35 protein-coding genes and 2 pseudogenes are annotated in these 23,079 nt (G+C 66.3%); 12 read left to right on the plus strand and 25 right to left on the minus strand.

From position 1 onward, the window contains the following. Positions 1 to 27: 27 nt before the first annotated feature. The 7 genes from HDC95_RS10245 to HDC95_RS10275 form a co-directional block, all read right to left on the minus strand. Positions 28 to 678, minus strand: coding sequence for a GntR family transcriptional regulator (locus HDC95_RS10245; RefSeq protein ID WP_259063354.1), 651 nt, complete (start codon positions 676 to 678; stop codon positions 28 to 30). Positions 679 to 754: 76 nt separating this feature from the next. Next, positions 755 to 1,396: an NADPH-dependent F420 reductase gene (locus HDC95_RS10250; RefSeq protein WP_259063355.1), complete on the minus strand. Its 642-nt coding sequence runs from the start codon at positions 1,394 to 1,396 to the stop codon at positions 755 to 757. Positions 1,397 to 1,458: 62 nt separating this feature from the next. Beyond that, complete coding sequence (locus tag HDC95_RS10255; RefSeq protein WP_259063356.1) at positions 1,459 to 2,328, minus strand: sulfurtransferase; 870 nt, start codon at positions 2,326 to 2,328, stop codon at positions 1,459 to 1,461. 109 nt (positions 2,329 to 2,437) lie between these two features. Beyond that, complete coding sequence (gene sufU / locus HDC95_RS10260; protein ID WP_259063357.1) at positions 2,438 to 2,881, minus strand: Fe-S cluster assembly sulfur transfer protein SufU; 444 nt, start codon at positions 2,879 to 2,881, stop codon at positions 2,438 to 2,440. Then, positions 2,878 to 4,176, minus strand: coding sequence for a cysteine desulfurase (locus tag HDC95_RS10265; protein ID WP_259063358.1), 1,299 nt, complete (start codon positions 4,174 to 4,176; stop codon positions 2,878 to 2,880). The genes sufU and HDC95_RS10265 overlap by 4 nt, the downstream gene beginning before the upstream one ends. 47 nt (positions 4,177 to 4,223) lie before the next feature. Continuing rightward, a complete protein-coding gene (locus HDC95_RS10270) occupies positions 4,224 to 4,397 on the minus strand; it encodes a hypothetical protein (protein WP_259063359.1) in 174 nt (57 codons plus the stop codon). A 37-nt stretch (positions 4,398 to 4,434) separates the two neighbouring features. Continuing rightward, entirely contained in the window at positions 4,435 to 4,767 is a 333-nt protein-coding gene (locus HDC95_RS10275; protein WP_259063360.1) for a DUF6804 family protein, read from the minus strand. A 126-nt stretch (positions 4,768 to 4,893) separates the two neighbouring features. Here HDC95_RS10275 and HDC95_RS16815 point away from each other — a divergent pair, with 126 nt between their 5' ends. Both HDC95_RS16815 and HDC95_RS16820 read left to right on the plus strand, forming a co-directional pair. Then, positions 4,894 to 6,264, plus strand: a complete 1,371-nt coding sequence (locus HDC95_RS16815; protein WP_310503249.1) for a hypothetical protein — start codon at positions 4,894 to 4,896, stop codon at positions 6,262 to 6,264. Next, positions 6,251 to 7,033, plus strand: a complete 783-nt coding sequence (locus tag HDC95_RS16820; protein ID WP_310503250.1) for a hypothetical protein — start codon at positions 6,251 to 6,253, stop codon at positions 7,031 to 7,033. The genes HDC95_RS16815 and HDC95_RS16820 overlap by 14 nt, the downstream gene beginning before the upstream one ends. A 3-nt stretch (positions 7,034 to 7,036) precedes the next feature. Here HDC95_RS16820 and HDC95_RS10285 read toward each other — a convergent pair whose 3' ends face one another. After that, the gene (locus tag HDC95_RS10285; protein WP_259063361.1) at positions 7,037 to 7,351 is read right to left on the minus strand and encodes a hypothetical protein; all 315 of its coding nucleotides are present in this window, start codon (positions 7,349 to 7,351) and stop codon (positions 7,037 to 7,039) included. Beyond that, complete coding sequence (locus tag HDC95_RS10290; RefSeq protein ID WP_259063362.1) at positions 7,348 to 8,229, minus strand: SDR family oxidoreductase; 882 nt, start codon at positions 8,227 to 8,229, stop codon at positions 7,348 to 7,350. The genes HDC95_RS10285 and HDC95_RS10290 overlap by 4 nt, the downstream gene beginning before the upstream one ends. Before the next feature lie 180 nt (positions 8,230 to 8,409). Here HDC95_RS10290 and HDC95_RS10295 point away from each other — a divergent pair, with 180 nt between their 5' ends. The 4 genes and pseudogenes from HDC95_RS10295 to HDC95_RS10310 all read left to right on the plus strand — a co-directional run bounded on the left by HDC95_RS10295 (position 8,410) and on the right by HDC95_RS10310 (position 9,868). Then, positions 8,410 to 8,916: a PfkB family carbohydrate kinase gene (locus tag HDC95_RS10295; RefSeq protein WP_259063363.1), complete on the plus strand. Its 507-nt coding sequence runs from the start codon at positions 8,410 to 8,412 to the stop codon at positions 8,914 to 8,916. Between the two features lie 7 nt (positions 8,917 to 8,923). Then, positions 8,924 to 9,235 carry a PfkB family carbohydrate kinase gene (locus tag HDC95_RS10300; protein ID WP_259063364.1) on the plus strand — a complete coding sequence of 104 codons (312 nt, stop codon included), beginning with the start codon at positions 8,924 to 8,926 and terminating at the stop codon, positions 9,233 to 9,235. Continuing rightward, a pseudogene (locus tag HDC95_RS10305) lies at positions 9,235 to 9,330 on the plus strand (5'/3'-nucleotidase SurE); the annotation flags it as partial. The gene HDC95_RS10300 and the pseudogene HDC95_RS10305, both read left to right, overlap by 1 nt. A gap of 106 nt (positions 9,331 to 9,436) precedes the next feature. Further along, positions 9,437 to 9,868 (plus strand): hypothetical protein, encoded by a 432-nt coding sequence (locus HDC95_RS10310; RefSeq protein ID WP_259063365.1) that lies wholly within the window; start codon positions 9,437 to 9,439, stop codon positions 9,866 to 9,868. Here the strand turns inward: HDC95_RS10310 and HDC95_RS10315 are convergent. Further along, positions 9,790 to 10,140 (minus strand): ATP-dependent DNA ligase, encoded by a 351-nt coding sequence (locus tag HDC95_RS10315; protein ID WP_259063366.1) that lies wholly within the window; start codon positions 10,138 to 10,140, stop codon positions 9,790 to 9,792. The two genes, HDC95_RS10310 and HDC95_RS10315, sit on opposite strands and share 79 nt — an antisense overlap. Before the next feature lie 77 nt (positions 10,141 to 10,217). On the opposite strand from HDC95_RS10315, the gene HDC95_RS10320 reads away from it, so the two are divergent. From HDC95_RS10320 to HDC95_RS10340, 5 genes are all read left to right on the plus strand, one after another. Continuing rightward, complete coding sequence (locus HDC95_RS10320; protein WP_259063367.1) at positions 10,218 to 10,532, plus strand: hypothetical protein; 315 nt, start codon at positions 10,218 to 10,220, stop codon at positions 10,530 to 10,532. An 88-nt stretch (positions 10,533 to 10,620) separates the two neighbouring features. Continuing rightward, the gene (locus HDC95_RS10325; protein WP_259063368.1) at positions 10,621 to 11,121 is read left to right on the plus strand and encodes a hypothetical protein; all 501 of its coding nucleotides are present in this window, start codon (positions 10,621 to 10,623) and stop codon (positions 11,119 to 11,121) included. Between the two features lie 133 nt (positions 11,122 to 11,254). Beyond that, complete coding sequence (locus tag HDC95_RS10330; protein ID WP_259063369.1) at positions 11,255 to 11,668, plus strand: CBS domain-containing protein; 414 nt, start codon at positions 11,255 to 11,257, stop codon at positions 11,666 to 11,668. 8 nt (positions 11,669 to 11,676) lie between these two features. Beyond that, positions 11,677 to 12,198, plus strand: coding sequence for a CinA family protein (locus HDC95_RS10335; RefSeq protein ID WP_259063371.1), 522 nt, complete (start codon positions 11,677 to 11,679; stop codon positions 12,196 to 12,198). Between the two features lie 32 nt (positions 12,199 to 12,230). Beyond that, positions 12,231 to 12,503, plus strand: coding sequence for a Rho termination factor N-terminal domain-containing protein (locus tag HDC95_RS10340; RefSeq protein WP_259063373.1), 273 nt, complete (start codon positions 12,231 to 12,233; stop codon positions 12,501 to 12,503). Here HDC95_RS10340 and HDC95_RS10345 read toward each other — a convergent pair. From HDC95_RS10345 to HDC95_RS10415, 15 genes and pseudogenes are all read right to left on the minus strand, one after another. After that, complete coding sequence (locus HDC95_RS10345; protein ID WP_259063374.1) at positions 12,481 to 13,776, minus strand: FAD-binding protein; 1,296 nt, start codon at positions 13,774 to 13,776, stop codon at positions 12,481 to 12,483. The genes HDC95_RS10340 and HDC95_RS10345 overlap by 23 nt on opposite strands. A gap of 81 nt (positions 13,777 to 13,857) precedes the next feature. Next, positions 13,858 to 14,019, minus strand: a pseudogene (locus HDC95_RS10350) (NADPH-dependent FMN reductase); the annotation flags it as partial. A 231-nt stretch (positions 14,020 to 14,250) separates the two neighbouring features. Then, positions 14,251 to 14,388, minus strand: a complete 138-nt coding sequence (locus HDC95_RS10355) for a methionine/alanine import family NSS transporter small subunit (RefSeq protein WP_259063375.1) — start codon at positions 14,386 to 14,388, stop codon at positions 14,251 to 14,253. Next, complete coding sequence (locus HDC95_RS10360) at positions 14,385 to 16,007, minus strand: sodium-dependent transporter (RefSeq protein ID WP_259063376.1); 1,623 nt, start codon at positions 16,005 to 16,007, stop codon at positions 14,385 to 14,387. Before HDC95_RS10360 ends, HDC95_RS10355 begins: the two co-directional genes overlap by 4 nt. Before the next feature lie 34 nt (positions 16,008 to 16,041). After that, positions 16,042 to 16,677, minus strand: coding sequence for a flavodoxin family protein (locus HDC95_RS10365; protein ID WP_259063377.1), 636 nt, complete (start codon positions 16,675 to 16,677; stop codon positions 16,042 to 16,044). Further along, the gene (locus HDC95_RS10370) at positions 16,670 to 16,834 is read right to left on the minus strand and encodes a hypothetical protein (protein WP_259063378.1); all 165 of its coding nucleotides are present in this window, start codon (positions 16,832 to 16,834) and stop codon (positions 16,670 to 16,672) included. Before HDC95_RS10370 ends, HDC95_RS10365 begins: the two co-directional genes overlap by 8 nt. A gap of 130 nt (positions 16,835 to 16,964) precedes the next feature. Then, positions 16,965 to 17,321, minus strand: a complete 357-nt coding sequence (locus tag HDC95_RS10375) for a hypothetical protein (RefSeq protein ID WP_259063379.1) — start codon at positions 17,319 to 17,321, stop codon at positions 16,965 to 16,967. A gap of 92 nt (positions 17,322 to 17,413) precedes the next feature. Beyond that, positions 17,414 to 17,896 (minus strand): GNAT family N-acetyltransferase, encoded by a 483-nt coding sequence (locus HDC95_RS10380; RefSeq protein ID WP_259063380.1) that lies wholly within the window; start codon positions 17,894 to 17,896, stop codon positions 17,414 to 17,416. Then, positions 17,886 to 19,211, minus strand: coding sequence for an APC family permease (locus tag HDC95_RS10385; protein WP_259063381.1), 1,326 nt, complete (start codon positions 19,209 to 19,211; stop codon positions 17,886 to 17,888). Before HDC95_RS10385 ends, HDC95_RS10380 begins: the two co-directional genes overlap by 11 nt. Before the next feature lie 31 nt (positions 19,212 to 19,242). Continuing rightward, positions 19,243 to 20,253, minus strand: a complete 1,011-nt coding sequence (locus HDC95_RS10390; protein ID WP_259063382.1) for a YihY/virulence factor BrkB family protein — start codon at positions 20,251 to 20,253, stop codon at positions 19,243 to 19,245. A gap of 69 nt (positions 20,254 to 20,322) precedes the next feature. Further along, complete coding sequence (locus HDC95_RS10395) at positions 20,323 to 20,634, minus strand: hypothetical protein (protein WP_259063383.1); 312 nt, start codon at positions 20,632 to 20,634, stop codon at positions 20,323 to 20,325. Between the two features lie 44 nt (positions 20,635 to 20,678). After that, positions 20,679 to 21,134, minus strand: coding sequence for an SRPBCC family protein (locus HDC95_RS10400; protein WP_259063384.1), 456 nt, complete (start codon positions 21,132 to 21,134; stop codon positions 20,679 to 20,681). 123 nt (positions 21,135 to 21,257) lie between these two features. Then, the gene (locus HDC95_RS10405; protein WP_259063385.1) at positions 21,258 to 21,818 is read right to left on the minus strand and encodes a hypothetical protein; all 561 of its coding nucleotides are present in this window, start codon (positions 21,816 to 21,818) and stop codon (positions 21,258 to 21,260) included. Further along, positions 21,815 to 22,096 (minus strand): hypothetical protein, encoded by a 282-nt coding sequence (locus HDC95_RS10410; protein WP_259063387.1) that lies wholly within the window; start codon positions 22,094 to 22,096, stop codon positions 21,815 to 21,817. Before HDC95_RS10410 ends, HDC95_RS10405 begins: the two co-directional genes overlap by 4 nt. Continuing rightward, the gene (locus HDC95_RS10415) at positions 22,090 to 22,242 is read right to left on the minus strand and encodes a hypothetical protein (RefSeq protein WP_259063388.1); all 153 of its coding nucleotides are present in this window, start codon (positions 22,240 to 22,242) and stop codon (positions 22,090 to 22,092) included. The genes HDC95_RS10410 and HDC95_RS10415 overlap by 7 nt, the downstream gene beginning before the upstream one ends. A gap of 150 nt (positions 22,243 to 22,392) precedes the next feature. Between HDC95_RS10415 and HDC95_RS10420 the strand changes: the two genes are divergently transcribed. Next, positions 22,393 to 23,058, plus strand: coding sequence for a ThuA domain-containing protein (locus tag HDC95_RS10420; protein WP_259063389.1), 666 nt, complete (start codon positions 22,393 to 22,395; stop codon positions 23,056 to 23,058). Positions 23,059 to 23,079 lie beyond the last annotated feature (21 nt).

A 23,079-nucleotide genomic window follows, 5' to 3' on the forward strand; every position in this document is an offset into this window, starting at 1 on the left:
ACTTCTTCACCCGCCACTGAACCTCGATCACCGCGCAGCGGATCCACCGAACTTCTTCACGGCGGTGGCAGTGCCCTGCTCGAGATGCCGGGCGACCAGGCGTCTCACGACCTCCACGTCTCGCGCCAGGATCGCGTCGTACAGGCCTCGATGCTCCGCCGCCATCGCCTCGAGGTCAGTATGCTGACCGAACACCCATTTCAGGCGGGTGGCGAAGATGCCGACGAGTTCGAGGAGCATCTCGTTGCCCGCCAGCACCGCCATGTGCTCGTGGAATGCACCGGACAGCAACCTGGCCTCGTCCATACGGCCTGCACTCGCGGCATGCTCTTCGCGCTCCACGAGTCGGCGCAACTGCTCGATTCCCTCAATGTCGTGGCGTTCGGCCGCGAGCACGAACACCTGCGACTCGATCGCCGCACGAACCTCGGCGAAGTCCCGCACGTCGCGCAGCGTGAACTCGCGCACGGTCGCCCAACTGCGCGGCCGCGCAACGACGATGCCCTCGCTCACAAGAGCGCGGATGGCCTCGCGCACGGGCAGACGAGACACATGCAACTCTGCCGCGAGATCGCGTTCCACCAACCGAGAACCAGGCAGCCGTCGACCGAGCAGGATGTCGTCGCGCAGCATCCGCGTCACGCGTGTTGACTCGAGTTCCCCGTGTTCCGCCCCCATTTGCGCATTGTTGCACTCACGCGGGGTTTGCGCCACTTTTGGTATCCCGAAATCAGTTCTCTCGGCGGGCCGTGCGTCAGGGCAGCCGATTCGCCTTCTCGAGGTTCGCCCGAAGCTCTGCGGCGCTCTGACGCACGACGTAGGCAGGGCGGTCGCGCTCGACACGCCACGACTCACTCAAGGGTCCGACATCCACCGTGTCGAACCCGATCTGGTCATAGAGCCTCGTCACGAAGTCGACCGCCTCAGGGAAGTCACTCGAGGTCGCGAGCGCGCGGCGGTTCGGCGCGCCCGCGGGTGCCACGTCGACCGTGATGTCTCGCGAGCCGATGTGGTTGAAGGCCTTGGCGACCTTCGAGGTGGGCAGGTGCTCTTGCAGCAGCTGAGCGGTCGTGGTCTCGCCCTTGTCCAGAGCCTCGATGCGACCGTCGCGTTCGAAGTAGTAGTTGTTGGTGTCGAGAACGATCTTGCCGGCGAGCGGCTCCACCGGCACCTGCGCGAGCGCGTGAAGCGGCACCGTCACGACGACGACATCGCCTGCAGCGCCGGCCTCTTCCGCCGTCGCGGCCTTCGCCTTCGGCCCGAGTTCTGCGACCAGATCCGAGAGCGTCTCAGGTCCGCGCGAGTTCGAGATCACGACGTCGTATCCGGCTGTGATCGCCGCGCGTGCGACCTGGCTGCCGATGTGTCCTGCACCGATGATTCCAAGAGTTGTCATGTCAGAGGCAACCGGCACGGTCCAGTGCTATTCCCGTGGGTCCGCATATGACGCGCCGCACATCACACCTGGGTCAGTCTGCCATCAGGGAGGATGCCGACGGCGACGGGCTGGCCGCGCGTGTTCGACCATTGACTCCACGATCCAGGGTAGACGAGCGCACGGATGCCGGAGAGCTCCAGCGCGAGCGCCGTGTGCATCGCCGCCACTCCCGACCCGCAGTACACGGCGACCTCGGTACCGGCATCAACGCCCGCGGTCGCGAAGATGCGTCGCAGCACATCCGGCTGTTGCAGCCGGCCGTCGCTGGAGACGGCCACCATGGCCGGGAGATTCACCGCGCCCGGGATATGGCCGCCGACAGGGTCAGTGGCCGTGCGCGCGCCACTGTACTGTTCCGGCGTGCGCACGTCGAGCAGCACACCGCTGTCGCGGAACTCCTCGACCTGATCGAGCGCGAGCACTCCCCCGGCGCCGCCCTTGAGCGTGATCCCGCCAGGCGCGGGAAGCACGTCACCGCGTTCGATCGGCAGCCCTTCTGCCGTCCAGGCGCGGATGCCGCCGTCGAGCACTCTCACGTCGACTCCCGCCCGGCGCAGCAGCCACCACAGTCGCGCCGCCGGCACGCTGCGATTGTCGTCGTATGCGACGACGATGTCCCCGTCGTCGAGCCCCCATCCGCGGGCCGCGCGCTGCAGATCGTCGGCCTCAGGGAGCGGATGCCGCCCCTCAGCCGGCTCACCGCGGCGAGCAAGCTCATGCTCCAGGTCGACGTACACCGCTCCCGGCAGATGGGCCTGCAGATATTCCAGCCGCCCCTCCGGACGATCGAGTCGCCAGCGCACGTCGAGCAGTCGCACGGCGGGGCCGGTGCCGTGCTCTGCGGCGCGCTGCAGATGGATCAGCTGCGCCACGCTGACGATGTGGCTCATGTCCCCAGCATCCGCACCGGCGACCCGCAGGTCACGCGATGGCGACATGCTCGTTCACGAAGCGACACACGGCGTCACATGCGCCGCGGACGCAATGGGCCTCGGCTGATCAGCGGAGCTTGCGGATGGCGTCCTCGGCCGCCACCCACGCGAGCATCGCGCACTTCACGCGAGCGACATAGCGCGAGACGCTGCCGAGGGCCGCGGCGTCGCCGAGCAGCTCTTCGTCCGGTTCGATCTTGCCCCTCGATCGCATGGCTTCGCGGAACGCATCGATGCGTGTGGTGACCTCCGTCACGGTCATGCCCTCGACCAATTCGGCGAACAGCGACGCGGATGCCTGCGAGATCGCACAGCCATGACCTTCCCACGCGATCGCCTCGATCGTGCCGTCGGATGCCGCATGCACCTGCAGCGTGATCTCATCGCCGCACGTCGGGTTCAGCTGATGCGACTGCGCCTCCACGTCGCCACGCAGACCGAAGCCGTGCGGGGTGCGGGAGTGATCGAGGATCAGTTCCTGATACAGATTCTGCAGATCGCTGGAGGTCATGAGCGCACCCCGAAGAACTCGATCGTCGCCGCGACGCCCTCGAGGAAGGCATCGACCTCGGACTCGGTCGAATACAGGTACGTGCTGGCGCGCGTCGACGAGGTCACGCCGAGACGGCGGTGCAGCGGCTGCGCGCAGTGGTGCCCCACCCGCACGGCGATCCCCTGGTCGTCGAGGAACTGTCCGACGTCGTGCGAGTGGATGCCGGGGATGTCGAAGCTCGCAAGGCCCACCCGCGGCAGGTCGATGCCTGCGCCGAGCACGCGCACACCGTCGATTGCGGAGAGCCCCTCGACGAGGCGGTGGCCGAGAGCGGCCTCATGGTCGGCGATCCGTGTCATGCCGACCGCCGACAGGTAGTCGACCGCCGCGGCGAGCGCGATGGCCTGCGACACGCGCTGGGTGCCTGCCTCGAAGCGTTGCGGCGGGGGCAGATACTCGGCGGAGGTCGTGGTCACCGTGGTGATCATCGAACCGCCGGTCAGGAACGGAGGCATCGCCTCGAGCAGTTCGCGACGGCCGTAGAGCGCACCGACACCCGTCGGCCCGAGCATCTTGTGGCCGGAGAACACGGCGAAGTCGACGTCGAGCGCCTTCACGTCGATCGGGAGGTGCGGCACCGACTGGCAGGCGTCGAGCAGGACGAGCGCACCGGCCTCGTGAGCTGCGGCGATCAGCTGCTCGACCGGGTTGATGACACCGAGCACGTTGGAGACGTGCGTGACGGCGACCAGCCTCGTGCGAGGGCCGATGAGTCGGACCGCTTCGTCGAGGCGCAGAGCACCGTCGTCGTCGACGGGGATGACCCGCAACGACGCGCCGGTGCGAGCGGCGAGCTCCTGCCACGGGATGAGATTCGCGTGGTGCTCCATCTCGGTCGTGACGATCTCGTCGCCCTCACCGAGCCTGAACTTCTCGGCAGCCGCGCCTCCGCGTCCGACGGATGCGTTCGAGAACGCATACGCGACGAGGTTGATCGCCTCGGTGGCGTTCGACGTCCAGACGATCTCGTCGTCGTGAGCGCCGACGAACCGTGCCACCGTGGCGCGGGCGTCTTCGAACAGCTCCGTCGCCTCGGCAGCGAGAGTATGCGCCCCGCGGTGCACGGCGGAGTTGAGCGTCGTCAGGAACCCGCGTTCAGCATCCAGGACCGCCTGCGGACGCTGCGAGGTCGCGCCGGAATCGAGATAGACGAGCGGATGCCCGTTCACCTGCGTCTGCAAGATCGGAAAATCCTCGCGCAGGCGGTGGATCTCAGCATCCGCCAGCGAGGTGACATCGAGGGAAGCGCTCATCCTTCAAGTTTCTCACCCGTACGCGGCCCCTGGGGCCCAGGCCAGAGTCAGGCGGGTGAATCGTCCGGGTTCAGCGCCTGCAGCGCGTCCTCCTCGACTTGATTGTCAGCATCGAGCTGCTCCTCGGTGGTCTCATCGCCACCCAGGGACGCACCTTCATCCTGCGCGGCGGGTTTGTCGGGGTGGCGTTCTTCAGCGGGGTCGGGTCGGTGATCATCCATACGTGCACGCTACGCCTGTGTGGACGGCGGCACCACGCTACGGCGCCGTGCGCTCGTTCTTCACCAGTGCGCCGGCGGTGATGAACACGAGCGCAGCGACGAAGTGCGCGACGACCCACACCCAGCCGGTGAAGCCGAACGGAAAAATCGGGTTCCACAGCACCGCGATCGCGATCAAGACGATGCTCCACCACCACTGCCCTGCCTGGAACGCGAACCACGCGACGATGAAAGCGAGGATCGCGACGAGGTACAGGATCACGGTAGCGACCGTGCCATCCGGAAACAGAGGCGACAGGAAGAGGGCGATCGCCGCGAGCAGGCCGGGTGCGAGTGCGTTGCGCTGCATCTGCGGGGCGGAGGAGGTCATGTCCTCCATCTTCCCGCACTTCCAGTTTACCGCTGAGGCGGGGGCTTGCGGCAAGGGCCCCTCACGGGCGCATACTTGTCGATCGTGCGCGCGCATCCCGCTGCGCACGATCGATTCGGAGCCGCCATGAATGTTGCCGCGACCAGTGCTTTCCACCTCCCCGACCGCCTTGCTGCCAAAGCCACCCCTGCCCTCATCTCCTCCGACGAAGAGCACTTCGCCGCGATCGCCCGTACCGTCCGCGACAGCGTCGCTGACGCATCCGCCCGCCTCGATCGGGCGCTGAGCGCACCCAGCGGTGTCGGCGGATCTGCTGTCGAACGCGATCTGAAGATCCATCGACTGAACGCGCGCCTCGCGATGTTCCGCCGCTACGGCATCGAGATGTGCCTAGGCCGGATAGTGACAGCCGATGGCGCTCGCACCTACATCGGCCGTCTCGGACTCATCGGCGCCGACGGTCATCAACTGCTGGTCGACTGGCGCGCGCCGGCCGCGGAACCGTTCTTCGGTGCCACGCTCGCAGAACCGATGGGCTTGATCAGCCGCCGCCGCTATCGCTGGACCGGTGGACGCATCAGCGACTACTGGGATGAGGCCTTCACCGCCGAGGCTCTGGCCGCCGGCGGGGCACTCGATGACCAGTCCGCGTTCATCGCGAGCCTCGGCAGCTCGAGGTCCCCGCGGATGCGGGATGTGCTGGCGACGATCCAGGCCGACCAGGACGCCATCATCCGCGCAGAGTCCGCCGGTGCGCTCGTCGTGGACGGCGGTCCGGGCACCGGAAAGACCGTCGTCGCCCTGCACCGCGCCGCGTACCTGCTCTATTCGGACACTCGCATCTCGCGCGGCAGCGGCGGCGGCGTGCTCGTGGTGGGGCCGCATCAGCCGTACCTCGCCTACGTCGATGACGTGCTGCCGAGCCTGGGCGAGGACCGGGTGCAGACGTGCACGCTGCGTGACCTGGTGCCCGAGGCGGCCGGCGCTCCGCTCGAAACCGATCCCGCCGTGGCGAGCGTGAAGGACGACGGCCGTCTCATCGATGCCGTCGGGGCGGCGGTGCGCCTGTACGAGCAGCCGCCCGCTCGGGCGACGCTGGCCGAGACACCCTGGGCAGACCTGCGGATTCAGGCGCACGATTGGGAGGAGGCGTTCGACATCGACACGGATGCCCCGCACAACGATGCCCGCGAAGAGGTGGAACACGCTGCTGGACATCGTGCTCGATCGCTTCGAGGAGCAGATCCCACGCGCGCAGCTGAGACGTGTGCTCGCGCAGGACGATGCGCTCACCCAGACGTTCAACCGCGCCTGGCCGCTGCTCGAGCCGCTGAGCCTGGTGGCGGCGCTGTGGACCAGCCCTGGATTCCTGAAGCGATGCGCGCCATGGTTGACCGACGCCGAGGTGAGACTGCTGCAGCGCGACGACGCGCGAGCGTGGACAGCATCCGATCTTCCACTGCTCGACGCCGCGAAACGCCACGTGGGAGACCCTGATGCCGGACGCATGCGCCGCGAACGGGAGCGTATGAAGGCGGCGGAGCGGGAGTATCGGGCGAACGTCGCCGACTATCTGATGCAGTCCTCCGACGACGATCTCGGGCTCATGTCGATGCTGCGAGGAGACGACGTCCAGAACAGCCTCGATGATGACGACGCCCTCCCACGCACGAGCACCGATCTGCTCGGCGGACCCTTCGCGCACATCATCGTCGACGAAGCGCAGGAGCTGACGGATGCCGAATGGCGGATGCTGCTCAGCCGGTGCCCCTCACGCAGCTTCACCATCGTCGGCGACCGCGCCCAGGCGCGGCACGGGTTCACCGAATCCTGGGAGGAGCGCCTGTCGCACGCCGGAGTGAAGGACGTCCGCATCGCATCACTCACGGTCAACTACCGCACTCCAGAGGAGATCATGGTCGAAGCCGAGCCGGTGATCCGCACCGCCATCCCCGACGCGAACGTCCCGACGTCGGTCCGCTCGAGTGGCGTCCCCGTTCGTCATGCGGCGTTGAGCGAGCGCGACGCCATCATTGCGGCGTGGCTCGCCGAGAAAGAGGAGGGCACGGCCTGCATCGTCGGCGATGAGACCTTCGCGACCACGGAACGTGTGCGATCGCTGACCCCGGCGCTGTCGAAGGGCCTCGAGTTCGACCTCGTCGTGCTGGCCGAACCCGAGACCTTCGGCGATGGCATCGAGGGTGCCGTCGATCGCTACGTCGCGATGACCCGTTCGACACGCGAGCTCGTGGTGCTCACCGGCTGACGGTCACGACGGTGGGAAGTGCGGGATCTCGTTCGGTCGGGTCGCGCTGGACACCGTGTTCAGGCCCGCTGCAACGGCGTCGTCGAGATTTGCGAGAAGCTCATCAATATCCCGATATCGGGAGCGCGTCGGGCAGGGGCTCCGCAACCAGAGCACTTCGAGCGTGCCCATGTCATTGCGGTCGACGTACGCCACGAGGCGTCCTGGATCGTTCTGCTTTCTGGAGCCGTCGCTGATCCGCCAGGCGCCGTGTCCGAGCGGAATGACCTCCCACTTCGTCGCGTCGGACCTCGGGGGCTCCGGGGCTGTCATGGTCATAATGGTTTTCCTCCAGTCACCGGCAGAATTGCGCCGGATACGTATGATGCTTCGCCAGAGGCGAGGTAGACATAGGCGCCGGCGAGCTCTGCGGGCTGTCCCGCTCGTCCCAGCGGGGTGTCGGCGCCGAAATTGCGGACCTTGTCGTCGTCCCATCCGGTGGCGGGGATCAGCGGCGTCCAGATCGGTCCTGGTGCCACCGCATTCACGCGCACGCCGCGTGGCCCTGCCTCTTCGGCGAGCGCCCTCACGAAGGCGACCTGAGCCGCCTTCGTCATCGCGTAGTCGATCAGCCCAGACGAGGGTTCGAACGACTGGATGGATGCCGTCACGATGATGCTCGAACCGGGCTGGAGATTCGGGAACGCGGCCCTGGCCGAGAACAGCATGCCGACGAGGTTCGTGTCGAACACCCGGCGCATCGCCTCGGTGTCCAGATGGGCGAAGCCGGGCACATCATGCTGATAGGCGGCGTTCAGCACGAGGATGTCGAGATCGCCGAGCGCTCGTCGAGCCTCCAGCACGCACTCGGTGGCGAACTCCTCATGGCGTACGTCACCGGCGAGGCTGAGTCCTGTGCGACCGGCCTCTCGCACCAGGCGCAGGGTGTCGTCAGCATCCTTCTGCTCTTCAGGAAGGTGCACGATGGCGACATCTGCTCCTTCACGAGCGAATGCGATGGCGACCGCTCGTCCGATTCCGGAGTCTCCTCCGGTGATCAGCGCGCGCCTTCCGGCCAGCCGTCCGTGACCTTCGTACGTGTCTTCGCCGTGGTCCGGTGTGGGCCGCATCTGATCGGTCTGACCGGGCTGCTCCTCCTGCTGCTGCGCGGGGAAGCCCTCGTTCGGGTGTGCATAGCGGGGATCTTCGGTGGGCATTCTGATCTCCTCTCGCGATGTGAGTGTGTTCATACCCTCGTTCGCTTACCCGGCAAGGCCAAGGGGGTTGACACTTCGGCGGGCTAGTGAGATCACGCGCACACGTCAACGGGTAGGCAGCGCGGCGCACTCGTTGAGAGGATGCGACAACGGCGAAAGAAGGGAGACGACCTGAGTGACGTGACGATCCTCGCCCCCTCTCCGACCCTGACCGTGACCGTGGAAGACCACCCTCAGGGATCCGAGATCCATGTGCACGCCGGCGGCCAGGGCGTGTGGCAGGCTCGCATGCTACGCAGACTCGATGTCTCGGTGACCATGTGCTGCGTCCTCAGCGGGGGGATCGGCCGCACGCTTCAGCACCTCCTGGAGGACGAAGGGATCACCGTCGTGGCCGTCGAACGCGAGGGACGCGGCTCTGCGTACCTGCACGACCGCCGACAGGGCCAGCGCATCGTGATCGCCGAGGAGGAAGGCGACCCGATCGATCGTCATGCGCGTGATGACCTCTACGGGGCTGTGCTGCACAGCAGCGCCGAATCCAAGGTCGTGCTGCTCAGCGGCCCCGCCGGCGAGGCGACGGTGCCGGCGGACATCTACCGTCGGCTGACGATCGATCTGCGCACCGAGCAGCGTCTGGTCATCGCCGATCTCTCCGGAGAGCGTCTGCGGGCCGCTTCTCGATGATCACGGGATGACCGAAGTGTCGCTTCCTCGTCTTGAGGAGAACGAGGCCCGAGGCGCCGGCGACTCCCTCACCGCAGGAGTCGTCGCCGCTCTCACACGCGGTGAGAGCCTGCGCGATGCCGTCACCCTCGGCGCGGCCGCCGGTGCTCTCAACGTCACCCGCCACGGCCTCGGCACCGGCGACGCGGAAACGATCGCGCAGCTGCGAGAGGGCGTTCAGGTGCACGACCTTCCACGGTTCGATACGGATGCGGTGGTACCGCAGGGCAGAGTCAGCCCGGACGGTTCGGCGGCGCTGGCAGAGACGGAGGATTCATGATGCAGCGCGCGTTGATCACCAACGATGACGGCATCGATGCACCGGGACTGGTGGCGCTGGCGGATGCCGCGGCACAGGCCGGCCACGAGGTGACGATCGCCGCACCCGCGACGCAGTCGAGCGGTTCCAACGCATCGATCATGGCGGGAGAGTCCCACGGACACATCGCCGTGGACCGGCGCGCTGAACGGTGCGTGGGCGATGGCCGTGTCGCTCGATGTCGGCATGAATCCGACCGTGTTCCATTGGGACACCGCCGCCCGATCGGCCATCGGGCTGCTGCCGATTCTGAACGGGCAGCCGCGCGGCACCGCCATGAACGTGAATGTGCCCAACCGACCCGACCCCCGCGGCGTCCGCCAGTGCACGCTGGCGCCGTTCGGAATCGTGCAGACGACGATAGCGGAGAGCGAGGAGAGCTACGTGCGTCTCGCCGTCGAGGAGCTTCCCAACATCCCCACAGAGGACAGCGATGCCGCGTGTCTTGCGCAGGGCTCGGTGACCATGACCGGTGTCGATTCAGTCACCGAGCGGCACATCGAGGTCGATGCGGATCAGCTGATCGGCGGAACAGTCGACATCTCCGCGGTTCCGGGGGCGTCGCCGCTGTCTGCCGGCTCGGGGACGAGGTAGAGGCCGGCCGGGGAGTTCGCGGTGAAGGCGAGTGCGTCGACCCATGCCCGATTCACCGACGGCTGCCGGCCGCCGTAGTACTTGTAGACGATCGAGCTGCCCGGGTGCACCCACACCGTCGTCCGGCCGCCGCCCACACTGGCATCCTCGCGCCAGCTGAACGCGAAGGGCTCGCCCCGCCGCAGCTTCGCGCTGATCACGAGCTGCATGTGCAACAACGCGCGGTCTTCGATCTCGACCTTGACGCCGCCCTCATAAATGAACTTGCCCATATGCGCTCAACCTCCGTGAGATTCTCCGCCCGTCAGCACTTGTGCACTGCCCGGCCGTCTCTGAGTAGCCTAATGCGATGGGAATGATCTACTACGGCGGCGCCGCCGAACCGATTTCCGTGGAGGATCGCGCACTCGCGCACCTCAAGGTCGTCATCGCCACGAAGTTGCGACGCAACGAGAGCTTCACGCTGTCGTGGAGGCATCCGGAAGGCGATCGGCCCGGCCGTTCCACCATCTGGCTGCATCCGTCGATCCCTTTGCGTTTCGTGTTCGATACCCCGGAGCCACCGCCGCTCAGCGCCGAGTGGATAACGGCGATGGCGAACTCGGCGAACTCGAGCGGAGGCATAACGCTGGTGCCGGAGGACGTTCAGAACTCAGCCGGATAGCCGCGCTGACGCCCGAGGTCAAGGCCCTCGTCGTCTGCGCGTCCGCCGGCATAGCGTGGCGGTTCCAGTGAGATCGAAGGGACCGGATATGACCGATCAGACTGCGCCAGGATACGAGCCGACCACGACACACGCCGACTGGGGCGCGGGCGACCCGCGCCTGCTCATCTCGCGTGAGGATGATCGTTCTATTCACCACATCACCACAGACGCCGTGCGCATCGGCCTCGCAGAGGGCAATGAGTTGCGTCTTTCCGACACCGACCCGGTACATGCGACGATCACGCATGACGAGCGGGACGAGTACGTGCTCACCCTCCATGGCGAGGGAGAGATGAACGCGAATCCCTTGTCCGCCGAAACGGACGGCGGCGACCGGTCGGAGATCCTGCGCACCGGCGCCCGCTTCACGGCAGGTCCTTGGACGCTGGTGTTCAACAGAGACGAATTCGCTGACCACGGCCGCCCCTTCGGGGGGCGTGAAGGCGGTGAGTTCGACGACCAGCCGCCGCAGCCGGCACGGCCTGATTATGCCCAGGGAGAGCCCCGCGAGTCGGATGATGGCGGGCTCGAGGTGAAGGACGGCTGACGATGTCTCGTCCGTGTACGAGCCGACACGACGCGGCGCTGTCAACCCCCTCTGGGTCGGCAACGGGCGGGTCTATCGTCACGCGGAGCGAACGAACACGACGAGACGAATGAGACACGAGAGGAAAAGGATCATGACTCTGACACGCGACATCATGACCGCTGCACCGCGGTGCATCGGTGAGAACGATTCGCTCAGCATTGCGGCAGCCTTGATGTCCGAACTGGACGTAGGAGCACTGCCGATCTGCGGCGAGGACCGGAAGCTGAAGGGAATGCTCACAGATCGCGACATCGTGGTCAGGGCCGTCGCCGAAGGCCTCGATCCCGAAAGCACACCCGCGCGCGCTCTCGCGCAGGGAAAGCCCGTGACGGTGGATGCCGCGGATGACATCCGCATCGCCCTGGACAAGATGCAGGAGCATCAGATCCGCAGGCTCCCAGTTATCGACGATCACATTCTCGTAGGAATCATCAGCCAGGCCGATATCGCACTCTCACTGGCACCTGAGGCCACCGGTGTGACGGTCGAAGGCATCTCTCGCTAGGACGCAAATTGCCTCACACTCAAACCACCGAGGACATCGATCGTCTCAGTGCGCTCGCCCGGGCGGACGGCCTGCGAATCGCCGTCGTCGAATCGCTCACCTCCGGAGGCCTCGCCCATGCGATCGGCGCCGGCGAAGCCGCCAGCGACTGGTTCGCCGGCGGCATCGTCGCGTACATGACCGACGTGAAGCAGCATCTGCTTCACCTCCCGGACGGAGTCGACCCGTGCTCCGCTGAGTGCGCCGAGCAGCTCGCCATCGGCGGTCTCGAGCTGTTCGCGGCCGACATCTGCGTCGCCACGACCGGCGTGGGCGGTCCGGATTCCGAGGACGGTCACCCTGCCGGAACCGTATACCTGGGGTGGGCGGTGCATGACCGGCATGGGCACGAGCACCTCCAGTTCGAGGGTGGCCCGGATGCCGTCATGGCAGCGACCGTCGATACTGCCGTTCGTATGCTGCGAGCGCGCGCGGAGGAGTTCAGCCCGCACGCCGGGCACCTCGAGCCACAGACCCACCACCGCGCCTGAACATCACCCGACGTCAACCGAAGGAGAAGAACATGCCACGCGGCGCGAACTCAGGGCTGAAGGATCCGGAGCTCTACGAGGAGCTTCGAGACGATGGCGCATCCAAGGAGAAGGCGGCACGCATCTCGAACGCCACCGGTGGCACGAAACGCGGGCGATCGGAGGTCGGTCGCCGCGGCGGCAAGGCCGCCGACTACGACGACTGGACGGTCGAGGACCTGCGCGGCCGTGCGAAGGAGCTCGGCCTCACCGGCTACTCGAAGAAGCGCAAGTCTGAACTGATCACTGCGCTGCGGAACCACTGACCGCCAGCACGCGGTCGAGGTGGTCGTTGCGGAACTTTGCTGTCGGGTCTACCCGCGCGGCGAGGGCTGCGAAATCACCGAGGCGGCGGAAGCCCGCGGCCTGATCGAATGCTGTCGAGTACACCTTGCCCCAGTGCGCGCGCGGCGTGAACGGCCTGAGCGCCGCCTCGATGTCAGGCAGGATGGCGGCTACTTCGGCCGGACGCTGCCGCCAGGTGAAGTGGATGGCGAGGCGCCCGCCGCCTTCGCCGCCGCTGAGCCAGAGGTCGTCGCCCGCGAACGTGCGGAACTCGCTCACGTGCAGCAGCGGGTCGATCCGGTCGCCGAGCGGCCGGATCGCCCGCAGCGCATCGACCGCCGCCGCGCGCGGAACGAAGAACTCGGACTGGATCTCGTCCCCTCCCGCGCTGGGTGCGCGGTCGAAGCGGAAGTGCGCGAGCCTTCCCGACCACGCTCCGCTCGTTCCGAGCGGCGTCATGTTGTCGTCGGGCGCGTCGCCGTCGATGATGGCGTGCACTTCCTCGGTGACGCGCTCTGCGCCGAACAGGTGCTGCGCAGCATCCACTGAACCGACCTGATCCCGGAGCGCGCGCTGCTTGAGCCAGAGCGTCGAAAGAGTCGGCACGCTCCAGCGTCCGAGCACGCTCACGCTGTACGCAGCACCCATGATCTCGTCGAACTCCTCGAGGAAGACGTCCCAGCTCATGCCGGTGTACACCTGCTGGGTCACGTCGTACGTGGGCTCGATCGCGAACCGTATGCGGGTGATCACGCCGAGAGCTCCCAGAGCGACGACGCTGCCGTCGAAGTCCGGCTCGCCGGCACGCACCCAGGTCAGTTCGCCATCCGCGCCGATGCGTTCGATGCCGCGCACGGCGGTCGACAGCACGCCGTTGCCGTCACCGGAACCATGGGTGCCGGTGGCTGTGGCGCCCGCCACAGAGATGTGCGGCAGCGAACCGAGATTATGCAGTGCCCAACCGTGTTCCTGCAGGAACGCGGCCACCGCCCCATACGGTGCCGCCCCCGGCACGGTGACCGTGCGCGCCGCCTCATCCAGCTCGAAGGGCGATACGACATCACGGAGCGAGATGAGCTGCGGCGCATCAGCGATGTCGTTGAACGAGTGGCCGGTACCCAGCGCCCTGATCCGAGGGGCGTCCGCGACGATTTGCTGCGCCTCAGCCACATCGGTGGGGCGCAGCACCTCCGACGGCGTGAAGATGACGTTGCCCGCCCAGTTGGTGATCGCGTTCTGACTGCTGAGTGCCATTCGACCATCATGCCGTGGCTGAAGCCCGCCGGTGGACGAATGGCCTCGCGCGTCACTGCCTCGGCAGCACCGTCAGCACACGCCGGTGTATGCGCCGATCACGGCGGTCGGCATGCGGTCGAAGGGCTTCTGCGCCCAGGGCCGTGAAGCCCAGTCGATCGCATTCTTGAGTGTGCCGGGGAAGGACCGGTTGCACTCGGCTGGCGTGACGCAGAGGATCGCATCACTCGCGCTGATCGCTTCTCCTCCAAGGGCGCCGTCATCGACCTCATGGATCAGCGCGCCCGCACTTACGGCGATGCGCATCCTCTCGCGCGCGAGGTCGTCGAGCACCTCGCTCAGATGGACTGGGAAGTTCAGGACGTCGTCGTAATCACGTGCAGCACGCTCCCGTATGAGGCCGACAGCGGTGACCGGCGGGATGCCGACACAGCGGATGCGTGAGTGATCAGCGCAGCCGTCTCGTGGTGATGCTCAGAGTTCGACGCGCAGCGTCTCCGGCTCGGACTCTGCGACCTCGGGGTGGCGTGCGAGGTTCACGATCGCGGCGATCAGACCGCCCCAGACCGTGACGATCGCGATGATCATCATGATGATGGCTGTCGTGGTCATGCGCCCAGTCCCTTCTCCTGCGACGTCGTGGTGTGGATCGCGCCGGTCTCGGGATCGGCGTCGTAATGTTCATCGACGAGGAAGTCGTCGTAGTCCGGATCGTCCTTGGCCTGCGAACGTCCGCTCCACGGCATGAGCGAGAGCAGGATCCCGATCACGACCAGTGCAATGACCAATCCCCAGCCGAATACGCCCAGGAACCAGGTGGGGTAGCCGCCGTAGGGTTCCGAGATCTTCGTGATGAGCTCGCTGACGAGCAGATAGCCGAGCACGACGGGCGCGAGCACGCCGACCAGCAGTATCCAGACTCGCCCGATGCGGAAGCTGGAGCGTCGGTTGAGGTGTTCCTTCAGCACCGGCAGCTTGTGGAACACCCAGGCGACGACGATGACCGCGACAAGGGCGACCGCCATGATGCCGAAGGCGTTGACGAAGGCGTCGGCCGTGTCGAGCACCGTGAGCGCCGTCGTCGTCGAGAAGAGCGCCATCGAGATCACCGCGAGCGGGATCGACACGGTGAGGGTTGTGCGAACACGTCGCCAGCCGAGCTTGTCCTGAAGGGCTGCGACGATCACCTCGAGGATGGAGATGAGCGACGTGATGCCGGCGAACACCAGTGCACCGAAGAACAGGACGCCGATGATCGAGCCGCCCGTCGCCTGGGAGACGATGGTCGGGAAGGCGATGAAGGCCAGTCCGATTCCCGACGATGCGACGCCGGAGACGTCCGTCGCCTGCACCTGAGCCATGAATCCGAGCGCGGCGAACACGCCGATGCCCGCGAGGATCTCGAACCCGGAGTTGGCGAACGCCACCACGAGACCGGACCCGGTCAGGTCGGTCTTGCGCTTGAGGTAGGACGAATAGGTCACCATGATGCCGAAGGCGACCGACAGCGAGAAGAAGATGTGCCCGTACGCCGATGCCCACACGCCTGGGTTGGCCAGCGCCTCCCAGTTCGGGGTGAAGAAGGCGTTGAGACCGTCCATCGCTCCGGGCAGGAACAGCGACTGCACGACGAGGATCGCGAACATGACGGTGAGCAGCGGCATGAGTATCATGTTCGCCCTGCCGATGCCGCGCTTGACGCCGAGGGCCATGATCACGATGACGACAAGCCAGACGACGACCAGCGGGATACCGACCTGGGGCACGAAGTCCGTCGAGATTCCGCCCTCCGCGACGTCAGCTGACTGCAGGAAATCGGTGAAGAAGAAGTCGTTCTCGTTTCCCGCTCCCCAGGTGAGCTGCGCGGAGAACCACGTGTACATCGCCGCCCACGCGACGATGACCGCGTAATACACGGCGATCACGACGCAGATGAGCACCTGCCACCAGCCGAGCGGTTCAGCGGCCCGGTGCATACGTCGGAACGCGAGCGGAGCGGAACCGCGGAAGCGGTGTCCGATCGCGTAGTCGAAGAAGAGCAGCGGGATGCCGGCGGTCAGCAGCGCGCACAGGTAGGGGATGAGGAACGCCCCGCCACCGCCCTCGTAGGCGACGTAGGGGAAGCGCCAGATGTTGCCGAGTCCGACGGCGGAGCCGATCGCCGAGAGGATGAAGACATTCCGTGAGCCGAATGCCTCGCGTTTGCGGGTCTGCGTCGTAGCGGTGGCCATGTCCGAGACGTTACCGCAGAGCAGACTGCGCCTGCTACGACCTCGGATACGCCGATCCGCGCAGCAGCCCCGCCAGGTGCATCGCGTTGGTCAGGGAGGTCGTGATCGACGAGGTGACCTTCTCGGGCGTCTGCTCCAGGTCTTTGTAGTCGGTGGTGTGCATCGCCTCGCCGTTCCAGTACACCGATCCCTGCGCGGGAACCGTGAAGCCCACGTCGTTCAGTGCCTGGAAGAGCACCGCGATGATGTGGTGGGCACCATCCTCGTTTCCCAGGACGGCGGCGACGGCGACCTTGTCGAACAGGATCGGGCGCCCGCCGGCATCCGTCTCACTCAACTCGGCGTCGAGGCGCTCGAGCACGCGCTGTGCGACGCTCGAGTGCTGTCCGAGCCAGGTCGGTGTGATGAACACCACGATGTCCGAGTTCAGCACCTTCTCTCGTAGCGCAGGCCACTCGTCGCCCTCTCCCATGTCCTTCTGCACGCCGGGAAGAATGACGTGATCCACGGCTCGAACGCTCTCGCACTCCACGCCGTGCTGGGTGAGGAACGTCGACATCTGGCTGCTGAGGAGTTCTGAACTCGACTCAGCCGGAGACGGCTTGAGCGTGCAGGTGATGAGGAGTGCTCTCACCTGCACGCTCAAGACGTCCTGGTGGGTGTCAGACACGGTTGCGGCCGCTGATCACCCGGAAGAGGAACGCGATCAGAGCGATCACCGCCACGACGATGGCGACCCACAGCAACCAGTTGAGTGCCGTGTTGAGTCCTCCGACGATGGCCAAGATGATCGCGACGACGATGATGATGATGAGTGCGATGTTCATGCTGGGACTCCTGCCCGTTGAGGTGGAGGGCAGCGGGAGCCGTCCTCCGTATGACTATTGAGCGTGGCATCAGACGCGTGCGTCGTCGTGGGGGTTGACGCCCAATTCCAGCGGTGGTAATCGACCCCGCTCACTCGCCCGATCGATCAGCGCCTCGAGTACCCACGCCTGGCTCGTCGTTCATCGGCGAGCTGTTCGCGATTGCGGCCTCATCGTCGGGATCGACCTGGACGGCGTCCACCGAACCTGAGTCCGCTCCCGCTCCGCCAGCCGGCACGTCGGCGCCGAGCACATCCGGTTGGTCCTCCACCGCCGGCTCGGACAGCGATGTCTCTTCTTCGCTCGCGAGGCGGTCGGCGCTCGCGCTGTCGATGAGACGTTCATCGACGTCCGGGTCGAGCACAGCGTCTCCGTCGACCTCCATCGTGGCCCGCTCTTGACGGTCATCATCCGGCAGCGGCAGTGGGGTGATGTTCGGGTTCGACATGATGCATCCTTTCGTCTGATGCGCTCACGTTAGAGCCGACAGCGGCGCCGATCCGATCGGGTTGACCGGCGCACGCCGCGGAGGTATAAGGGTCAGCGTGACGTGGTATCGAGCTGCTTGCGCATGAAGAGCTGTGTCGTCCCGTCGCCCTGATCCACGCGATCGGCGATCCGATAGCCGCAGCTCTCGTACAGTCGCACGTTGGCCTCACTCAGGCTGCCGGTGAACAGCTCCGCTTCCGGTGCCCGCGAGTCGCGCTCGGCAGCCCCGAGCAGCGCCCTGCCGATTCCGAAGCCCTGCAGATCCGGAGCGATGGCGATCCGCCCGATGAGCAGCAGGTCGTCGGTCTCGCGGTACCGGATCGCACCGACCAGCCGCGGACCCACACGAGCGACCCAGCCGTTCGCGTCCGCCAGCTCGGCGCGCAGCTCGTCGAGCGTCTGCGTGAGCGGCGGCATATCGGCCGTGCCGTAGATCAACGCCTCCGAGGCGAAGGCAGCGCGCTGGACGGTGAGAACCTCGCCGGCGTCGTCAGGTGAGATCCGCGACAGAGCGATCTCAAGGTCACTCGGCATCACGCACTCCACTGCGCCGGCGCGCCCACTGCGCGAGTGCGAAGAGCCCGAGGCCCACCAGAAGGAGTCCGGCGCCGAAGAGCCACACGATGCCGCGCTGCTGAGTCAGGAGCAGGATGCAGGATGCGATGCCGAGCACAGGGACGAACGTCCACACCCGGAAATGGTCGTGCTCGACCGGGTCGCGGCGCAGCACGAGCACCGAGACATTGGCGCTGAGGAAGACGAACAGCAGCAGAAGCACGACTGTCTCCGCCAGCGTCGCGAGATCGCCGATCAATGTCAACAGCATCGCCACCAAGGTCGTCGCCATGATCGCCACCCACGGAGTCCTCCTGCGTGGAAGCACACGTCCGAGCCCTTCGGGCAAGAGACCCTGCTGCGCCATCCCGTAGGTGAGCCGGCTCGCCATGATCATCGTGAGCAGCGCGCCGTTGGCGACAGCGATCAGGGCGATCAGGCTGAACAGCCAGGACGGCACCCCCGCGCCGGTCGCCTCCACGACGGCGAGAAGAGGCCCACTGGACTGCTGAAGCTCGTCGGCGGGAAGCGCCACGGAACTTGCCAGCCCCACAAGCACATACACGGCGCCCGCGGTGAGGAGGGAGGCGAACAGCGCCTTCGGGTATGTCTTCGACGGCTCCCTGACCTCTTCGATCACATTCGCCGATGTCTCGAAGCCGACGAAGGAGTAGTAGGCGATGATCGCACCTCCGAGTACCGCCACCCCGACACCGGTGCCCTCCGGCGCCTCCATCACGCGTGACGCATCTCCCCCGCCACCGGCCACGAAGAACCCGACGACGGCGATGACGATCACGAGACCACTGAGTTCGATCGCCGTCATCACGAGATTCGCGCCCATCGACTCGCGGATGCCGCGTGCGTTGAGAGCGGCGACGATGACGAGGAAGACCATCGCGGCGGGAATCGAGGGAACAGGGAGGAAGGTCTGGAGATAGTCCCCGGCGAATGCGATCGCGAGTCCGGCTGCGCTCACGATCCCGGCTGCGAGCATGCTGAAGCCGACCAGGAACGACACGATGCGGCTGCGGAACGCGCGCTCGGCGAAGACCGCCGCGCCTCCGGCGCGCGGATACTTCGTGACGAGCTCGGCGTACGAGCCGGCCGTCAGCAGCGCGAGCAGCAATGCGAGCAGAAGCGGTGCCCACAGCATCCCGCCCACCTGTGCCGACAGCACGCCCATGAGGGCGTATATCCCGGCGCCCAACACATCTCCCAGAATGAAGGCGAAGAGCATCGGTCCGGTGATCGCACGACGCAGTCGCGAGGGCGCCTCTGTCTGTTTCGTCATCGCCCAAACCTAGAGTCGGTTCACGATGCGTTCATAGCCCTTGACAAGTGGGCGGTGTTCCTGAGGTGTGCTCGTCATCCGTGCTCTCTGCACGGATCCGGCGCGCCTTGGCCTCGTCGGCCCTGTCCTTGCGCACCGCCTTGGCGATTCGGCTGGCATCACGCAGCGGCAACTGCACTTGCCTCTCCGCGTGCACTCCGGCGTGGAGTTCGCGAATGCGCTCGACTTCTGCATCGAACTCCACTCCGACGAGCAGGGCCATGTTCGCGATCCACATCCACAGCGCGAACACGATGACTCCGGCGAACGATCCATAGATGCGGTCGTAGTTCGAGAATCCTGCGATGTAGGCGCCGAATCCCGCGGAGGCTATCGCCAGCACCGCGATCGCCGCAGCAGCGCCGAGGCTCATCCAGCGAAAGCGCGGCGGTCGGACGTTCGGGGTGAAGTAGTAGAGGAATGCGACGACGAACACCACCAGTACGACGAGCAGCGGCCACCTCGCGATGCGCCAGACGAAGAGCACGACCTCGCCGATCCCGAAAGCGTCTCCGACAGCCTGTGCGACGGGACCTGAACCGACGATGAGCAGAACGGCGATCACTGCGCAGAGGATCGCGACCACGGCGATGGCGAGCTGGGTCGGCTTGAGCGTCAGGAGGGGTCGCCCTTCCTGTACGCCGTAGATGCGGTTCATCCCCCGCCCGAGCACGGCGACGTAACGCCCCATCGACCAGATCGACAGCAGTACGCCGAACACGAGCAGAAAGCCCGACATCCTCAGATCGGCGAGCTCCTGCAGAAAGTCACCGACCCCGCTCGCCGCTTCGCCCGGCGCGATCGCACGCACGACATCGAGCAGGATGCGTGCGGTCTCGTCGTCACGCCCGAGCACACTGAGGATCGAGAATCCGACCATCGTCGCCGGCAGCAGTGCGAGGATCGCGTAGAAGGCGAGACTTGCGGCGATGTCGGCGCAGCCGTCTGCGGCGAAAGCACGGAAGATCCGCCTGAGGGCGAAGGTCCATGAGCGCGTGGCCATCCCCACACTCTCGCGCACCGCTGCCGCCGCACGATGCCCCTTGACACCGCGGCCGCGCGCAGCCCCGGGTCAGTCCTGCGTCTCGAGCACCTCATCGACCAGGGAGATGCCACCCGTCGAGTTCGCCGAGTGCATCAGCTTCTCGATCCACCGCGCGTTCAGCGATCCGGCCTCCGGCTCATCGAAGACGAAGCGCAACGGGATCGACGGGTGAACCCAGATCGTGGAGCGGCCCGCCGGGTCGCCGTCGGCGTGCTTCCACGAAAGAGTGAAGGACTCCTGGCGACGCAGCTTCGTGGCGATGACGACTTTGAGGTGCGCCAGCGCGCGATCCTCGATGTGAATGGGGTCCTCCGACCCGCCGTACTGAATGGAGCCCATATGCTGACCGTAGCGCATGGCGGAAGCTGCTCCGAACACCCTCCTCAGGTGTCGACGTCGCCTCTCCATGCACCGGTCTCCGCGCCTCGGCTCTCGATGAATTCCTTGAAGTTCTTGAGGTCCTTCTTCACCGCATGAGAACCTGCCCCGAGAGCCGCCCCCACACTCTCCACGAGCCCGCTCGGCTCCCAATCGAGCTGCACGCTCACGCGGGTCGAGGTGTCGGTGAGCCTGTGGAAGGTCACTGCTCCCCCATGCGCCGTCTCTGCGCCGATGCTCGTCCAGGCGACGCGCTCATCCGGGTGCTGCTCGGTGATCTCCGCGTCGAACTCTCGCTCTACTCCCCCGACGTTGACCTTCCACCGGGTGAGCGTGTCCGTCACCTGCGTCAGCGACACGACCTCGTCGAGGAACTCCGGAAAGCTCTCGAACTGGGTCCACTGGTTGTACGCCACGCTGACGGGTACGTCCACGTCGATGGTCTCGATGATCTGCGCCATGAGATTCTCCTCACTGATCGGTTGTCCTTCCCCCATTCAGCGCGCGCCGTCGCGTTGTGTCAGGGGGCTTGACGCGGGCTCCGAGATGCGCGATCGTGCACATCGATGCCGCGATCGCCGTGATCATTCGCGCGCGCGCAACAGCAGCAGTATCCGCCGCAGATGCATGCAGATGAGCGCTCCAGGACCGACCGTCTGACCTGAGCTGACACTCACCTGATCCACCGCGTCCAGCAGGACGCGAACCGCCCGTGCTGCGCTTTCGCGCGATCGATGCGCGTCCGCGCTGTCGTCCTCCTCCTGTTCGATGCAGTCGGCGACGCGCCTGCATGCCTCGCTCAGCGGCCCGGCGAGCTTCGGGTCAAGGCCCAGTCCCCCTGGTCGTTCCCAGATGGCGTCGGCGAGCGTCTCCGAGATGTCACGGATGCGCACGGCGATCCGCTCGAGCGACTCCAGGCGGTCGTGCACCTCGGAGGTGTCGTGCCGACCGCGCATCGCCCTGGGATTTCCCTTACGACTGGCGTCGGCCTCGTCCAATGCCTGGCGCACCTCACGGGAGGTGTCGGCCAGGGCCGCGGTATCCCGCGCCCATCCATCGCGTTCAGGTGGCCATGAATCGGACACCGCGTCGCCGATCTCATGCTCCGACCGCCATCTGGGTGAGATATCCCAGCGAGTAGTCATCGGAGTCCTGGCCCGAGCAGGGTCTGCACACCCGACTTGGCCGACTCCATCAAGGTCGGGTACATGCTCAGCAGCGCGCCGAGCGGCGCGTAGTACGGATACTCATCCGTCACGCCGGGCATGTGCGGGGCGAGCGCCCAGGCGATCCCACTGCGAGGGCGGCCTTCGCCGCCAGCAGCAGCCGTGCGGAGCGGAACGCGTTCCTCAGCGACACCAACCGGGTCTCGCCAGACGACATCGGCGTCCGCCCACCGCTCTTTTCGGTCGTGGATCACCATTCATGGGAGTCGGCGGGCTCGGGACCGCTTTCGACGTCGAGATCGTCGGCGGTGTCGGCGTCGAAGTCGGTGCTCTCCTTCGCCGGAATCTGCTCCTCGGGGATGAACGGTCGCTCCTCATCGGGAATCGCGCGCGGATCGGACATGAGGGGGCTCCTCTTCTCGTTGTCGACCTTTAGTCTCGACGTCAACGGTCGATGAGGACCGGGGGTTGACATCGCCGAATCCATCCGTGGCGAGCACTATGGGTAATGTCGAACTCGACCACCCCGGGAGCCGTCGACGAGAGGAACCGGATGCGTGCTCTGATCGCCAGCGGGACGGGCAGATATGCCGATCCCTGGCATCCGTTCCCCCGTACGAGCCCCCGCATCGCGGATGTCCTGTCAGATTCGGGTTTCGACGTGGCGATCGATGACGACGTGGATCGCGCCATGCGCTCGCTGTCGGGGATAGACCTTCTCGTCGTGAACGCCGGTGACCCGTGGCGTGCCGAGCAGCCGAGTGCCGCACCGGCGGAAGACTCGATTCACGGACTTGCGGCGGCTCTCGAGCGGGGTATAGGTGTGCTGGCGTTTCATTGTGCAGTCGCATCGCTGCGTGATTACCCCGAGTGGGGAGCATCTGTAGGCGCGATCTGGTTGCCTGGGCTCTCCCACCATCCTCCGTTCGGGCAGATGGAGATCACCGGCGCTGTGATGCCCGATGGTCGGCAGGTCCGGGATTTCACCCTGGCTGACGAGCGCTACTGCCGCCTGCAGCGCGTCGGATCGAGCCTGATAGTCGCCACGCACGCCGGTGACGGATCAGCAGAACCTGCCGTATGGGTCCGCGAGGTCGGCACGTCACGCGTCGCGGTGGACGTGCTCGGACACGACGAACGGTCATACGACTCCGCTGGCCACCGGAGTCTTATCCAGCAGCTCAGTCTGTGGGCGACCCGACGCGTGCAGGAGAGCTGAGCAGCCACCGGGGCACGCGGC

The sequence above is a fragment of the Microbacterium sp. AK031 genome (assembly GCF_024807145.1).
In the GTDB taxonomy this organism is placed as follows: domain Bacteria; phylum Actinomycetota; class Actinomycetes; order Actinomycetales; family Microbacteriaceae; genus Microbacterium.

Coding starts and splice junctions, on each gene's coding strand:
- HDC95_RS10325 (WP_259063368.1), top strand. CDS start 10,621: ATGACCGATCAGACTGCGCCAGGATACGAGCCGACCACGACACACGCC.
- HDC95_RS10310 (WP_259063365.1), top strand. CDS start 9,437: ATGGCCGTGTCGCTCGATGTCGGCATGAATCCGACCGTGTTCCATTGG.
- HDC95_RS10395 (WP_259063383.1), bottom strand. CDS start 20,634: ATGGGCTCCATTCAGTACGGCGGGTCGGAGGACCCCATTCACATCGAG.
- HDC95_RS10340 (WP_259063373.1), top strand. CDS start 12,231: ATGCCACGCGGCGCGAACTCAGGGCTGAAGGATCCGGAGCTCTACGAG.
- HDC95_RS10360 (WP_259063376.1), bottom strand. CDS start 16,007: ATGGCCACCGCTACGACGCAGACCCGCAAACGCGAGGCATTCGGCTCA.
- HDC95_RS10355 (WP_259063375.1), bottom strand. CDS start 14,388: ATGACCACGACAGCCATCATCATGATGATCATCGCGATCGTCACGGTC.
- HDC95_RS10255 (WP_259063356.1), bottom strand. CDS start 2,328: ATGAGCCACATCGTCAGCGTGGCGCAGCTGATCCATCTGCAGCGCGCC.
- HDC95_RS10345 (WP_259063374.1), bottom strand. CDS start 13,776: ATGGCACTCAGCAGTCAGAACGCGATCACCAACTGGGCGGGCAACGTC.
- HDC95_RS10290 (WP_259063362.1), bottom strand. CDS start 8,229: ATGCCCACCGAAGATCCCCGCTATGCACACCCGAACGAGGGCTTCCCC.
- HDC95_RS10250 (WP_259063355.1), bottom strand. CDS start 1,396: ATGACAACTCTTGGAATCATCGGTGCAGGACACATCGGCAGCCAGGTC.
- HDC95_RS16815 (WP_310503249.1), top strand. CDS start 4,894: ATGAATGTTGCCGCGACCAGTGCTTTCCACCTCCCCGACCGCCTTGCT.
- HDC95_RS10375 (WP_259063379.1), bottom strand. CDS start 17,321: ATGTCGAACCCGAACATCACCCCACTGCCGCTGCCGGATGATGACCGT.
- HDC95_RS10410 (WP_259063387.1), bottom strand. CDS start 22,096: ATGGTGATCCACGACCGAAAAGAGCGGTGGGCGGACGCCGATGTCGTC.
- HDC95_RS10245 (WP_259063354.1), bottom strand. CDS start 678: ATGGGGGCGGAACACGGGGAACTCGAGTCAACACGCGTGACGCGGATG.
- HDC95_RS10265 (WP_259063358.1), bottom strand. CDS start 4,176: ATGAGCGCTTCCCTCGATGTCACCTCGCTGGCGGATGCTGAGATCCAC.
- HDC95_RS10300 (WP_259063364.1), top strand. CDS start 8,924: ATGACCGAAGTGTCGCTTCCTCGTCTTGAGGAGAACGAGGCCCGAGGC.
- HDC95_RS10390 (WP_259063382.1), bottom strand. CDS start 20,253: ATGGCCACGCGCTCATGGACCTTCGCCCTCAGGCGGATCTTCCGTGCT.
- HDC95_RS10285 (WP_259063361.1), bottom strand. CDS start 7,351: ATGACCATGACAGCCCCGGAGCCCCCGAGGTCCGACGCGACGAAGTGG.
- HDC95_RS10270 (WP_259063359.1), bottom strand. CDS start 4,397: ATGGATGATCACCGACCCGACCCCGCTGAAGAACGCCACCCCGACAAA.
- HDC95_RS10370 (WP_259063378.1), bottom strand. CDS start 16,834: ATGAACATCGCACTCATCATCATCATCGTCGTCGCGATCATCTTGGCC.
- HDC95_RS10385 (WP_259063381.1), bottom strand. CDS start 19,211: ATGACGAAACAGACAGAGGCGCCCTCGCGACTGCGTCGTGCGATCACC.
- HDC95_RS10320 (WP_259063367.1), top strand. CDS start 10,218: ATGGGAATGATCTACTACGGCGGCGCCGCCGAACCGATTTCCGTGGAG.
- HDC95_RS10420 (WP_259063389.1), top strand. CDS start 22,393: ATGCGTGCTCTGATCGCCAGCGGGACGGGCAGATATGCCGATCCCTGG.
- HDC95_RS10330 (WP_259063369.1), top strand. CDS start 11,255: ATGACTCTGACACGCGACATCATGACCGCTGCACCGCGGTGCATCGGT.
- HDC95_RS10315 (WP_259063366.1), bottom strand. CDS start 10,140: ATGGGCAAGTTCATTTATGAGGGCGGCGTCAAGGTCGAGATCGAAGAC.
- HDC95_RS10275 (WP_259063360.1), bottom strand. CDS start 4,767: ATGACCTCCTCCGCCCCGCAGATGCAGCGCAACGCACTCGCACCCGGC.
- HDC95_RS10380 (WP_259063380.1), bottom strand. CDS start 17,896: ATGCCGAGTGACCTTGAGATCGCTCTGTCGCGGATCTCACCTGACGAC.
- HDC95_RS10415 (WP_259063388.1), bottom strand. CDS start 22,242: ATGTCCGATCCGCGCGCGATTCCCGATGAGGAGCGACCGTTCATCCCC.
- sufU (WP_259063357.1), bottom strand. CDS start 2,881: ATGACCTCCAGCGATCTGCAGAATCTGTATCAGGAACTGATCCTCGAT.
- HDC95_RS10400 (WP_259063384.1), bottom strand. CDS start 21,134: ATGGCGCAGATCATCGAGACCATCGACGTGGACGTACCCGTCAGCGTG.
- HDC95_RS10405 (WP_259063385.1), bottom strand. CDS start 21,818: ATGACTACTCGCTGGGATATCTCACCCAGATGGCGGTCGGAGCATGAG.